We start from the raw sequence: 12,767 nt of genomic DNA, 5'->3' as shown, positions 1-12,767 counted from the left end.
CGTATCGGATCGAAGCCGGCCGCGCGGTAGGCACGGTAGAAATCGGCCGTGCCGCTGCCGACCACGGTCGAGAAGATCACGTCCGGCGACGTCTTCTTGATCCGGGCGATGACCTTGTCGAAGTCCTTGGCCTGAGCGTGTAGCGGCACGTAGATCTCGTCCAGCACCTTGCCTTTGCCCTGCACGACGAAATCGGCCATCAGCCGGTTGGATTCATAGGGGTAGACGTAGTTCGAGCCGACGAACAGGAAGCGGTTGCCATAAGTGGACAGCAGGAAGCGGGCCAGTTGCAGCGAATTCTGGTTGGGGGCTGCGCCGGTGTAGATGCAGTTGCGCGAATATTCGAAGCCTTCATAGAGCGTCGGATAGAACAGCAGGCCGCGGTGGCCCTCGACCGACGGCAGCACGGCTTTGCGCGTGCTCGACATGTAGCAGCCGAACAGCAGGCGGATGCGATCGACCTGGAACAGCCGCTCGGCGAAGGCGCGGAACTTCTTCGGGTCCGATGCAGGATCGTAGATCACCGGCTCAACGGGCCGACCGAGGATACCGCCCGCGGCATTGATCTCCGAGATCGCCAACAGGGTGGCATTGAGCTGCGTCCGCTCGATGCCCGAGGTCACACCAGTCTGCGAGAACAGCACACCGACACGCCAGCCTGCCTCCCCAGCATCATTTGTCATGATCGACCGAAGTTACCCTTGAAATCCCAAAGGCGTATCGCTCGCAGCGGATACGCCAAAATTTGCTTATGACCGAATCGACAATCAAGGAAAAGAGGACGCTGCGCCAGTATATTAGGCGACAGCTGCGCGCAAAATGAGCAATTGATATATACTCGGGCCCGATCTGGGCAGAGACTGCATGAGCACCTCCGCTTGGTCTCGCTCTCGTCGTCGTGCTAGACGCCTGGGCGACACTGAATACACATGGAATGAGCATCACACAACAGTCAGGCAGACGTTCGTGCTGGTTGCAGAACGGCCGAGCTCAAGGAGATGAGCGAATGAACAATGCTGCCGCCACCCAGCATCGTCCTGACGATCCCCGCGAGCACTGGGGCAGGCTGTCGCAGAGCGAGCGGGATGCCGCCTATGACAACAACCGCGCAGTCAAGAACAGCCCGGAGCTGATCGCCGAACGCAATGCAGCCTCTGCCCGTGCGCGCGCGACGCTCCACTCGGCGCTCGACCTGCCTTACGGTCCGCGCGAGCGAAACAAGATCGATCTCTATCCGGCCCGTGATCCCAACGCCCCGTGCCTGGTCTTCATTCATGGCGGTTACTGGCAACGCAATTCGCGCGAGCTGTTCGCCATGCTGGTCGAAGGCGTCGCCTCGCATGGCTGGTCGGTGGCAATACCCGGCTATTCGTTGGCTCCAGACGTCTCCCTGACGCAGATCGTCGATGAGATCCGTAGCGCCTTGGACTGGCTCGCCGAGAACGGCGCGGCGCACGGGATCGCCGGTCCCGTGGTCACCTCGGGCTGGTCCGCCGGCGGGCATCTGGTCGCGATGACGCTCGATCATCCGCGCGTTGCCGCGGGCCTCGCGATCTCTGGCGTGTACGAACTCGCGCCGATCCGCGATACCGGATTGAACACTGCGCTGAAGCTTACCAATAAGGAGATCGAGACGCTGTCGCCGCTACGGCTGCCGGTGGTCAACAAGCGTCTCGATATCGCCTATGGCACCAACGAGCTTCCGGCGCTCGTGCTGGATTCGATCAACTTCCATGAGCGGCGCAGCACAGCCGGCGCGCCGGGACGGCTGCTTCCGATCGATGGCGCCGACCACTTCACGATCCTTGCCGAGCTGCGCCGGCCCGATGGCGCATTGGTCAAAGCTGCCCGCGAACTTCTTCCTTGACGCAGGCTATCCCTCACCTGCCGATTTCAGCGCGGCGGCGTCGATGAGGACCTCGCCCCGCTCGACCCGCACTGGATAGAGCCGCAACGGCCGTATCTGCCAGCCCGAGGAGACCGCGCCGTCCGTGAGATAGAAGGAGGCGGCATGGCGCGGGCAGAACAACCGGCCGCCGGAGACGCGGCCACCGGCGAGATCGGCCTGTTCGTGCGGACAAGCGCGTTCGCAGGCGAACGCACCGCCTTCACTCGCCATCAGCACCAGATCTAGTCCGGCGACGCGGACCGGCACGATGCCGGCATCCACGAGCCGCTTGAAATCACAAACGGGAAACCAGAGGCCATGCGACCCTGCGGAGTCCCCGGGCAGATGATCATCCACCAAGATAGGCCTTCCGGACGTGTTCGTTCGCGATCAACTCCGCGCCCGATCCCGACAGCACGATCCGCCCACTCTCCAACAGAAAGGCGTAGTCGCACATATCGAGCGCGGCGAACGCATTCTGTTCAACCAGCAGCACGGTCGTTCCGGAGTCTCTGATGCGGCGGATGATCGCAAAGGTCCGTTCGACGATATTCGGCGCCAGCCCAAGCGACGGCTCGTCGAACATCACGAGCCGGGGTCGCGACATCAGCGCGCGGCCGATTGCCAGCATCTGCTGCTCGCCGCCTGACAGCGTGCCGGCGGCCTGCTTCCTGCGCTCCGCCAGCCGCGGAAATTCGCTGTAGATACGATCGCGATCCGCCGCGACCTCGCTGCGGTCGCTGCGCAGATAGGCCCCCATATCGAGATTTTCCTCGACGCTCATATGCGGGAAGACGCGGCGGCCTTCCGGACAATGCGCAAGACCAGCGGCGAGGATGCGCGGCGGCCGGACGCCGCCAATGTCCTGGCCATGAAAGCGGATCGATCCCGCGCGCAATGGCACGAGGCCGGAGATTGCGCGCAAGGTCGTGCTCTTGCCGGCCCCATTGGCGCCGATCAGCGCCACCAGCTGTCCCGCTTTGACCTCGAGCGAGATGCCGTGCAGCGCCGTGACGCCGCCATAGCCGCAAACCATGTCACGCACTTCAAGCATGCTTCACGCCCTGGCCGAGATAGGCCTCGATCACGGCGGGATCGTTGCGGATCGCGTCAGGAGGACCCTCGGCGATGATCCGGCCATAGTTCAAGACCACGATGCGGTCGGAGACGCTCATCACCATCGGCATGTCGTGCTCCACCAGCAGGATCGTGATGCCGCGGTCGCGGAGCTTGCGGATCAACTGCACGAAGGTGTGCGTCTCCGACGCATTCATGCCTGACACCGGCTCGTCGAGCAGCAGCATCGAGGGTTCGGCGGCGAGCGCCACGGCCACTCCGACCAGCCGTTGCTCGCCGTAGGACAGTGATCCGGCCAGATCATGGGCGCGCCGCCCAAGCCCAATCCATTCGATGAGCTGGACCGCCTCCCGTCTCGATGCCGCCTCCGATTGGCGTGCCCCCGGCAAGCCCAGAATGGAGGACAACAGCGTTGCCTTGCCGCGTCGGTGCAGCCCGATCACCACATTCTGGTAGACGGTGTCGTTTGGAAACACGCTGGTGCGCTGAAACGTCCTGACCAGCCCAAGGCTCGCGATCTGCTGCGGCTTCAGCCCGGTCAGCACCTGGCCGCGGTAGCTGACCTCGCCATGCGTCGGGGTGAGAAAACCCGTCACGACATTGAAGGCGGTGGTCTTACCCGCGCCGTTCGGCCCGATCAGGCTGACGATCTCGCCCTCACCCACGACGAAGGTCATGTCGGAAATCGCGACCAGCCCGCCGAAATGCATCGCGACCTTGTCGACGCGCAGCGCCGCTTCCGCCATCACGCGCTCTCCTTCGCGTCGCGGTTGGCGAAGGCCTCCGGTGCAGCCGGATTCGGTCGCGGAAAGTGCCTTGCAAGAGCGGGCACGATGCCGCGCGGCATCAGGAACAGGATGGCGATCAGGATCCCGCCATAGGCGATCCATTGCGCCTCCGGCGCCATCACCGGACGAAGCGCAACGGGCATCAACCCGAAGATCAAGCCACCGACGACCGGGCCGGCCAATGATCCCTTGCCACCGGTGATGACCATGATCACCATCGTCACGGTATTGATGAAGGCAAACACTTCGGGATCAATGATCTTCATGTAATGCGCATAAAGGCTGCCGGCCGCTCCAGCGATGCCAGCCGAGACCATGGCGGCGATGCTCAGCGTCCTCGTCACATCGATACCGATCGAGACCGCCAGCGTCTCGTTCTCCATCAGGGCGCGCATGGCGCGACCGAACTGCGAGTCGACGAGTCGTGCGATCAGAAGATAACAGAGGGCAGCGGTGCCGAGCACGAGGTAGTAGTTATGCAGCTTGGTCCTGAACACGAACTCGCCGAGGCCCGGCCAGCCGACCTGCATCGGTGGAATGCTGGTCAGCGCCAGAGGCCCCTGCGTCAGCTCGACCCAGTTCAGCGCGACCAGCCGCACCACTTCCGCAAAGGAGATCGTGACGATCACGAAATAAGCGCCGCGCACCCGGAACGACAGCCGCCCGACCAGATAGCCGCATAACGCGGCCACGAGCACGGCGAGCGCGAAGCCCGCGAGCGGCGGCCAGGGCTCATGCACGATGCGAAAGCCGCCGGGAAGCCCGATATCGAAGCCGAGCGAGGTCAATGCGCTGACATAGGCGCCGATGCCGAAGAAGGCGATGTGGCCGAGGCTGAGCTGACCGGTGAAGCCAAGCAAAAGGTTGAGGCTCATCGCGCCGATCACGAAGATGCCGGTCGTGATCAGCGCGTTCAGGAGATAGGGATCTCGCAGCCAGAGCGGCACTGAGGCGAGCGCTGCGACGGCCGCGATGGACACCGCCAGTTTCATCCGACTCGCTCCGCGCGGGGAAACAAGCCGGTCGGCCGGAAGATCAGCACCGCGATGATGATCAGGAAGCCCATCGCGTCGCGATAGCCCGACGAGACATAGCCGGCCCCGAGCTCCTCGGCGAGAGCCAGGATGAAGCCGCCGATGACCGCGCCGGTGATGTTGCCAAGCCCACCGAGAATGACGATCGCGAAGGCTTTGACGGCGGCGAGATCGCCCATCTGCGGATAGACGACGTAGACGGGTCCGAGCAGCGCGCCGGCGGCCGCGGCAAGGCTGGAGCCGACCGCAAAGGTCGAGGTATAGACCAGGTCGACGTTGACGCCCATCAGCGCCGCCGTGTCGTGATCCTGGAACGTCGCACGCATCGCACAGCCGAGCCGGGTGCGATTGATCAGAACATAGGTGAGCACGATCAGCAGCGCTGCGGCAGCGAGCACGAACAGCCGCAGCCAGGAAACCGAGACCGGGCCAAGCACAAGCGGCGCTTCCGGAAATGGCGTCGGCACTGATTTCGCCACCCCACCCCATACCCAGAGTGTTGCCGACTGCATCGCGATCCAGGCCCCGATCATCACCAGCATGGTGGTGTCGATGTCGGAACCGCGGAACGGCCGCAACAGGGTCAGTTCGACCAGCGCGCCGAGCAGCCAGCCGCTGATGACCGCCACTGGCAGCGCCAGAAAGAAATTCAGCTCCAGCTTCTGCACCACGATGAACATGATGTAGGCGCCGAATGTATAGAGAATGCCGTGGGTGAAATTCACGACATTCATGATGCCGAAGATCAGCGTGAGCCCGATGCCGAGCAGCGCGTAGGTGCCGCCGAGCACGAGCGTGTTGAGAAGATGCTGGAGAAATTCGCTCAAATGCCGTCCTCACGCCGGTGTGGGCGAAGCGCGAGCGCACCGCCCGTGGTTGTTCACCTCACAGGCTCTTCATGCCGACTTTGCCGTCGTCGATCTCGATGAGATAGACGTTCGGCTGGCTCTGCCCGCTCTCCTTGCCAGCGGGGCCGGACTTCTTGAACAGGATGTCGCCGTTCAGACCCTTGACGTCGATATCCCACAGCGCGGCCTTGATCGCCGCAGGGTCGGCCTTGCCCGCCTTCTCGATCGCGGCGGCCGCGGTGCGGATGCCGTCATAGCCGCGGAAGCTCTCGGTGCAGCCGGCGAAATCAAAACCGCGCTTCTTCCATTCGCTGATGAAATATTTGGTCGCTTCCGGATTGGGGGTCTGGTCGGGAAACCACGGCAGGAAGGTGGTCAGGTGCATGGTGCCGTTCGCGGCGGCGCCGGCCTGGGCGATGATCTGGTCCGGATTCTGCGAACCGCCGGTGGTGATGATGCGCTTCTTCAGACCGAGGGCAGCCGCCTGCTTGAAGATCAGCGTCAGCTGATCCACCGCCGTCGTCACGATAATGGTCTCGGAATCGGTCCCTTTCAGCTTGGATAGCTGGGCGCTCATGTCCTGCGCGCCCTGGTCCATGGTTTCGACGACGCCGATCTCGATACCCTTCTCTTTCATCATCTTGCTGAAGTCTTCGGCCGTGCCACGGCCCCAGTCATTATTGATGACGAGGAAATCGACCTTCTTCAGCGCCAGCTTGTCGACGATCGTCTTGAACGCGGCGGCCTCCACCGACGAAGGCGGCGAGATGCGGAAGATGTAGGGATTTCCGGTGGTCGTGATCTTGGAGGAGGATGACGTCTCGACCACCATCGGGACCTCATATTCCATCAGCTTCGGCATCACGGCCAGCGTCAGACTGGAGCCCCACGCGCCCATCATCACCGGCGTCTTGTCGCTGGTGATGAGCTTCTCCGCGACCGCTGCGGCCTCGGTCGGATTGCTCTTATTGTCTTCGATCACCAGCTCGACCTGTTTGCCGAGAAGCCCGCCCTTGGCGTTGATCTCGTCGGCGGCGATCTTGGCGCCATTCACGACATAGGTGCCGGAAGCCGCGAACGCGCCGGTCAAGGGCTCGTTCACGCCGATCTTGATGGTATCTGCCGCCAGCGCGCTGCCGCCGAGGCAGGCCGTTGCCAGCGCAATGAAGGAAACAGTCCGAAGGCTTCGCATCATGTCATCTCCGTCGCATACCAGTTACGCGCGATGCGGCCCGAGGCACCCCATCCCGCAACCTCTCTGTTCGGCCGCTAATGGCGGCCGCCTCCTCCAAGCCAGCGGGGCACGCGCTCCCGCAAGATGTCGACCAACATCGTCAGGGCGTTGATAGTCTCCTGCTGTCGGCTCTCGCCCGGTGCATCGCCCGAAAGGTTCCGATCGAGATTGTCTGCGAACGCGGCCACCAGGCGTCGCGCGACATCACGCACCAGGGCGGCGCGGCCAACCTGGGCCAGCAAGCCGGTGAGCGTGTAGCCGATCGACAGATCGACCCGCGTTGCAGCGCCGAGACGGATCGGTGCCAGCGCATAGCGGATCTCGCCTTGTGCCGACGAGCGGCTACGCCGATCATCGCCCGCTCCGACGATGCGACCGGACATGGTCGACGGATCTTGCTCGACCTGCGCGACACCGACAAAGCTGGCCACGATCGGTCCGAGTTGGACACGAATCTCGCCGCGGATATGCTGCGGGTCGCTTGCGCTTTCGAGCGTCACGCCCGGCAGGCAGGAAGCCACCGCGGCGATATCGGCGAACAGCGCGAACACCTTGTCGGGTGCATGAGCGACCTCGAACGATTGCGCGATGACCGCCGCGGGCCTGAAATCCGTCGCAACATCGCTTGCGATTTTGGCTTCGGCAGTTGCAAGCGGCGTCGGCCGTGTCGTGTCCTGTCGTTCGTCAAGTCCGAATGAGCCGTGGCCCGAGCCCGCCGGCCCCAAAAGCCTGCGCCCACCATCCGGCTCTGGGGCGATGCCGCGCGCGCGGCGTTCGGCGATGACAAAGCCAACAGCCCTGATGATGCCGACATAGCCGGTGCAGCGGCAGAGATTGCCGCTCATGCCGATCCGGATCTGTCGCTCATCCGCTTCCGGCAGGCGCAACACGAGATCGCGCGCGGACACCAGCATTCCCGGCGTGCAATAGCCGCACTGGAGCGCATGCTCGCGGGTGAAGGCTGCCCGCAGCTCGATCGCGATCTCGTCGCCGTCGAGTCCCTCGATCGTCGTGACATCGGCGCCCGCGCAGGCGGCTGCGTAGGTAATGCAGGATCGCACCGGCACACCGTCGAGCAGGATCGTGCAGGCACCGCAGACGCCATGCTCGCAGCCCAGATGTGTCCCGGTCAGGTCGAGCTTGTCGCGCACGATATCGGCCAGGCTCGTCCGCGGCTCCGCGAGCAGTTCGACCTCGCGCCGGTTGACGGTGAGCGCAAGCGCGGTCATGCGGCCTCCCGGATCGCACGCTTGAGCACGGTCAGATGAATGTGCCGATGAGCCGGCTCGCTCACTCCTGCTGCGGACAGCAGACGATCGGCGACCCGCGCGTCAAACCGTTCCTTGTAATCCCCCTTGATGGGACCACCGAACATCTCCTCCGGGTGGAGCACCAGGATCGGCGCGGCGTCGATCGCTCCGATGACGATCCGTGCCGTACCTGCGTCTGGATCGATCAGCACGGCACACAGCCCGTGGGCGAATTCGCCGGTCTTGCGGCACGTCTTGACATAGGCCCACTGCGACGACGCTGCTCGTTTCGGAACATGGACTGCGACAACCAGTTCGTCCGGCATGAGGCAGCTCTGCAGCGCTCCGGTCACGAATTCAGAGATCAAGATCTTACGCGTTCCGGCCTGGCTGCGGAGTGTGACGCTGGCACCGAGGGCGGACAGCGCAGAGACCCAGTCCGCGGACGGATCGGCATGGCTGAGCGAACCACCGATGGTGCCGCGGTTGCGGACCGCCCGATAGGCGATGTTGGCGGCTACGGCACGCATCGCGCCGCCAGTGACATCGGGCACACGGCCATCTTCGATATCGGCGTGGGTCACGCAGGCGCCGAGCACGAGTTCATCGGCACCGAGATCGGCCTGTTTCAGCTCGTCGACACCAGTGACGTCGACGATCAGCTCGGGAGCAACCAGCCGCAGATTGAGCATCGGCCCCAATGACTGGCCGCCAGCCATGATCTTGGCTGCGGGACCGCCGCCGGCGAGCGACGTCAACGCAGAGGAGAGATCGCGCGGACGCTCATAGGCGAAGGGCGCGGGCTTCATGCGGCCGCCCTCCCCTCAGTCGGCGCCGCGAGCAGCGCCTCCACGATCCGATACGGCGTGATCGGCGAGCGCATGATCTCGGCACCGAACGGGCGCAGAGCATCGTTCACCGCGTTGGCGATCGCAGCCGGTGGCGCGATCGCGCCACCTTCGCCGATGCCCTTGACCCCGAACTCGGTATAGGGCGACGGCGTTTCCATATGGTGCAGCCGTGGGGCCGGCACCTCGGTCGGCCCCGGCAGCAGATAGTCCGCAAGCGTAGTAGCGAGCGGCTGTCCGGCGGCATCGAACGGCATCTCCTCATAGAGTGCCGTGCCAATGCCTTGCGCCAACCCGCCATAGATCTGGCCGTCGACGACCATCGGGTTGACCAGCACGCCGCCGTCCTCGACGATCACGTAGTCGAGAATCTCGACCGTGCCGAGATCGGGATCGACAGCGACGACGGCAGCATGGGCGGCGTAGCTGAAGGTGCCGCTGTCGCGCTGCGGCTTGTAGCCGGACGTCACCTCCAACCCACCGGGATCGACGTCGCCAGGCAGATCCTGCGGCCGGCGATACCAGGTGTGGGCGATCTCCCGGAGGCTCACACTGCCGTTGGCGCCGCGCACCTCGCCATGGTCAAAGACCACCTGCGCAGCATCCTGCTGCAGCAACTTGGCGCCGATTCGCGTGGCGCGCTCGGCCAAGGCGCGGCAGGCAGTCGCGACCGCGCCGCCCGCCATCACCATCGACCGCGAGCCCCAGGTGCCCGTCGAATACGGCGTCATCGCAGTGTCGCCGAGCACGACGCGAACCTTGGCCGCGTCAACACCGAGTATTTCATGCGCGACCTGGGCGAGCGTCGTTTCCATGCTTTGGCCGTGCGAGTGCACGCCGACGCGCAGCTCGAGTCCGCCGTCCGGCGTCAGACGCGCCGTTGCCTGCTCGTGACCGGGCACCATCGGAATGCCCCAGCCGGAATAGACCGAGGTGCCGTGCGCGGCCTGCTCGCAATAGATCGCAAGCCCGACCCCGATGCGCCGGCCATCGGGCTCACCTCTGCGTTGTCGCGCGCGCACCGCCTCGATGTCGATCGACGCCAAGGCGCGCCGCACCGCTTCCGGATAGTCGCCGCTGTCGAAATGCTTCTTGGTGATGTTGTCGAACGGCATCTGCGCCGGCTGCACCAGATTGCGCAGCCGCACTTCGCCGGGCTCGAGCCCGGCTTCGGCCGCAACCAGGTCGAGCATCAGCTCAAGCGCGAAGCACACGCCGGTGCGGGCGACACCACGATAGGGGAGGATCGGGCATTTGTTGGTGGCAACCGAGTACGTTCGGCAGCGATAGGCTGGCATCACGTAGGGGCCCGGCAGGATGCTCGCGACCTGCGCCGCCTCCAGGCAGGCCGAGAACGGATAGGATGAGTAGGCACCGGAATCGACGGTCGCTTCGCAATCGATGCCGCGCAGGCGACCATCGCGATCGGCATAGACCGTGATCTTGTAGTGGTGTTCGCGGCAATTGGCGCTCGCGGTCAGATGCTCCCGCCGATCTTCGATCCAGCGCACCGGCTGGCCACGCTGCATCGTCAGCCAGGCCAGGCAGATTTCTTCGGGGAGCAGGATGCCCTTGTGGCCAAAGCCGCCACCGACATCCGGCGAGATGACGCGGATGCGTCCCTGGTCCATGCCGAGACATTCGGCGAGGCCGTTGCGGTTGATGTGCGGCATCTGCGCCGCAGAATAGAGCGTGAGCTGATCGAGGCGGTGATCGAAGGTCGCAACCACGCCGCGGCCTTCCAGCGGCGACATGCATTGGCGCGCTGTGGTGATCTCGCGACTGACCTTGATGGGGGCGTCAAGTGCCGAGGCGATGTCCACCTCGTAGTTGGTCTCCAGGAAGATGTTGTCTCCCCAATGCTCATGAACCAGCGGCGCACCGGGATCGCGTGCGCGCAACATGTCATGGACGGCCGGCAGCTCTTCCAAATCGAGCACCACGGCTGCCGCAATGTCCTCCGCCTCGGCACGTGTCGGCGCCACACACATCGCGACGAGTTCGCCGACCTGGCGCACCTTCCCGGTCGCGAGCACCGGCTGCTCGGAGATCTTGAAGCCGGGAAGACCCGATACTGCGCGGATCGGCTGGACGCCGACGAGATCGGCCGCCGTGAACACGCTGCTACGATAGGCTTCCGGAATCTGGATGCTGCGGATCCGCGCATGCGCGAGCGGGCTGCGCACGAAGGCGATATCCTGCAACCCTGGAAGTCGGATATCGGCAACGAACTGGCCGCGCCCACGCATCAGACGGTCGTCTTCCTTGCGGAGCAGGCGCGCGCCGACGCCTTGGCCTGCGCCCGGCCCGTCCGCCGCAGAATGATCACCGTCGCGCACCGAATTCCCTCCTACGAAAGCTAGGCAGCGACTGCTTCGGGCAGGATCGATGCATCCGCATCGTAACGCACGCCTGCCCGCAGGCAGAACGCCGGCTGCAACAGACTGTCGGCAATCACCCGGTTGTCTTCGTTGTCGCGCAGGACAAAACGCCCGAGCCGCCGCGTCAGCACCGAGACATCGGCATCCATGCCGACCTTGAGCGCGCCAATCGCGCTTTCGCGTCCCAACAGCTTCGCCGGATTGGACGTCACCATCGGCACCACCTGCTCGAGCGAGAGGCCGAGCGCCATCATCGAACTCATCGCCTGCACGAGACTGAACTTGGCTTGCCCGGCGAATGGATGGTTCTCATCATCCTCGTGCTGATCAGGCGTTCCAGCCGGCGCAGGGACATGGGTGTTATAGCCGTGGATGTCGGCGCCGAGCGTCGTCGGCACGATTCCGGCGGCGATCGCCTTCTTTGCGAGCCGATAAGAGAAATGGCTGCCATGCCCGACATCGACCTTGAGGCCGCGATCGAGCGCGGCGCGAATCACAGGATGGACTTCGCCCTCGCGGTTGATAAAGCCGCCGGGATGGCGCGTGAACGGATGCGCGAGCACGTCGCCTTCCTTCAGCAGCGGAATGACGCGGGTCAGGATCGTATCGGCGTCCTCGCCATTGGCGCCGCTGGCGGGCAGACCCCAGAGCTGACCGAAATGAACATAGACCGGCAGCTCGGCACGGCGGCCGATCTCCGCCGCCATCTCGATGACGCGAATGCCCCAGCGCGCGAAGCCGCCGATCTCGGCATGGGCCTTGATCCCGCGCACGATGTCGGGATTGGCGCGCGCGGCCTTCACCGTCGCGTCGATATCGACGCCGTCAGGACTATAGAGCTGCGGATAATAATGCCCCTCGAGACCGCCGACGAGATAGGCGGACAGGAACGCATAGACCCGCGACTTTGCAGGCTCCGCGATGAAATGGCGAAAGCCCGGCAAGGTCATGCAGGAAGGCCCGCCTTGATCGACCACGGCCGTAACACCGGAATGGACGCCGACCATATCGGGGTTCATGCCGAAGCGGCCGGACACATATTGATAGACGTGCGCGTGCGTATCGATCAGTCCGGGCAGCACCAGCTTGCCGGTGACATCGATCACCGCCTTCGCGCTGGCCGGCAGGACGTCGGGTTGAACCGCAGCAATCTTGCCGTTGCGAATGGCCACGTCTCTGATGCCGTCGATCCCTGAGGCCGGACAGATCACGCGCCCGCCGCGCAGGATGACGTCAAAGCTGGCGTTGACGGGCATGGCACCTCCTCGACATGGAACCTGCAAATGAAAATACGAAGCATGCTTCGTAATTCACGAAGCAAGCTCCATGCCATCGGAATGTCGCCAGCGGCTCCGAATCGAGATAGTTGAGACATGAGCGGAATTTCGCTCGAAGTTCGGAGAAGGTGCGTTGCGGCAA

Annotated in this window: 12 protein-coding genes; 1 reads left to right on the top strand and 11 read right to left on the bottom strand. The window is 64.3% G+C overall.

Annotation, left to right across the window (positions count from 1 at the left end):
* Window positions 1-683 (bottom strand): transporter substrate-binding protein (locus tag BRAS3843_RS18580; RefSeq protein ID WP_175361136.1); only part of this gene is annotated, 683 nt, incomplete at its 3' end.
* Between the two features lie 323 nt (window positions 684-1,006).
* Between BRAS3843_RS18580 and BRAS3843_RS18575 the strand changes: the two genes are divergently transcribed.
* Complete coding sequence (locus tag BRAS3843_RS18575; protein WP_008970536.1) at window positions 1,007-1,867, top strand: alpha/beta hydrolase; 861 nt, start codon at window positions 1,007-1,009, stop codon at window positions 1,865-1,867.
* A 6-nt stretch (window positions 1,868-1,873) separates the two neighbouring features.
* Here the strand turns inward: BRAS3843_RS18575 and BRAS3843_RS18570 are convergent, their stop codons facing one another.
* The 10 genes from BRAS3843_RS18570 to BRAS3843_RS18525 form a co-directional block, all read right to left on the bottom strand.
* On the bottom strand, window positions 1,874-2,245 hold the full coding sequence (locus BRAS3843_RS18570; protein WP_244425385.1) for a Rieske (2Fe-2S) protein: 372 nt from the start codon (window positions 2,243-2,245) through the stop codon (window positions 1,874-1,876).
* Window positions 2,238-2,942, bottom strand: a complete 705-nt coding sequence (locus BRAS3843_RS18565; RefSeq protein ID WP_035982109.1) for an ABC transporter ATP-binding protein — start codon at window positions 2,940-2,942, stop codon at window positions 2,238-2,240. The genes BRAS3843_RS18570 and BRAS3843_RS18565 overlap by 8 nt, the downstream gene beginning before the upstream one ends.
* Window positions 2,935-3,711, bottom strand: a complete 777-nt coding sequence (locus BRAS3843_RS18560; protein WP_008970533.1) for an ABC transporter ATP-binding protein — start codon at window positions 3,709-3,711, stop codon at window positions 2,935-2,937. The genes BRAS3843_RS18565 and BRAS3843_RS18560 overlap by 8 nt, the downstream gene beginning before the upstream one ends.
* Window positions 3,711-4,745: a branched-chain amino acid ABC transporter permease gene (locus BRAS3843_RS18555; RefSeq protein ID WP_008970532.1), complete on the bottom strand. Its 1,035-nt coding sequence runs from the start codon at window positions 4,743-4,745 to the stop codon at window positions 3,711-3,713. Before BRAS3843_RS18555 ends, BRAS3843_RS18560 begins: the two co-directional genes overlap by 1 nt.
* Entirely contained in the window at window positions 4,742-5,614 is an 873-nt protein-coding gene (locus tag BRAS3843_RS18550; protein ID WP_008970531.1) for a branched-chain amino acid ABC transporter permease, read from the bottom strand. Before BRAS3843_RS18550 ends, BRAS3843_RS18555 begins: the two co-directional genes overlap by 4 nt.
* A gap of 58 nt (window positions 5,615-5,672) precedes the next feature.
* On the bottom strand, window positions 5,673-6,830 hold the full coding sequence (locus BRAS3843_RS18545) for an ABC transporter substrate-binding protein (RefSeq protein ID WP_008970530.1): 1,158 nt from the start codon (window positions 6,828-6,830) through the stop codon (window positions 5,673-5,675).
* Between the two features lie 74 nt (window positions 6,831-6,904).
* Complete coding sequence (locus BRAS3843_RS18540; protein ID WP_008970529.1) at window positions 6,905-8,098, bottom strand: 2Fe-2S iron-sulfur cluster-binding protein; 1,194 nt, start codon at window positions 8,096-8,098, stop codon at window positions 6,905-6,907.
* Window positions 8,095-8,928 carry an FAD binding domain-containing protein gene (locus BRAS3843_RS18535; RefSeq protein ID WP_008970528.1) on the bottom strand — a complete coding sequence of 278 codons (834 nt, stop codon included), beginning with the start codon at window positions 8,926-8,928 and terminating at the stop codon, window positions 8,095-8,097. Before BRAS3843_RS18535 ends, BRAS3843_RS18540 begins: the two co-directional genes overlap by 4 nt.
* Entirely contained in the window at window positions 8,925-11,216 is a 2,292-nt protein-coding gene (locus BRAS3843_RS18530) for a xanthine dehydrogenase family protein molybdopterin-binding subunit (RefSeq protein WP_083841389.1), read from the bottom strand. Before BRAS3843_RS18530 ends, BRAS3843_RS18535 begins: the two co-directional genes overlap by 4 nt.
* Before the next feature lie 110 nt (window positions 11,217-11,326).
* Window positions 11,327-12,604 carry an amidohydrolase/deacetylase family metallohydrolase gene (locus tag BRAS3843_RS18525; protein ID WP_008970526.1) on the bottom strand — a complete coding sequence of 426 codons (1,278 nt, stop codon included), beginning with the start codon at window positions 12,602-12,604 and terminating at the stop codon, window positions 11,327-11,329.
* Window positions 12,605-12,767 lie beyond the last annotated feature (163 nt).

Origin of the sequence: Bradyrhizobium sp. STM 3843 (genome assembly GCF_000239815.1) — a bacterium.
Taxonomy (GTDB): Bacteria; Pseudomonadota; Alphaproteobacteria; order Rhizobiales; family Xanthobacteraceae; genus Bradyrhizobium.
This window is presented reverse-complemented; position numbering and strand designations above follow the sequence as displayed.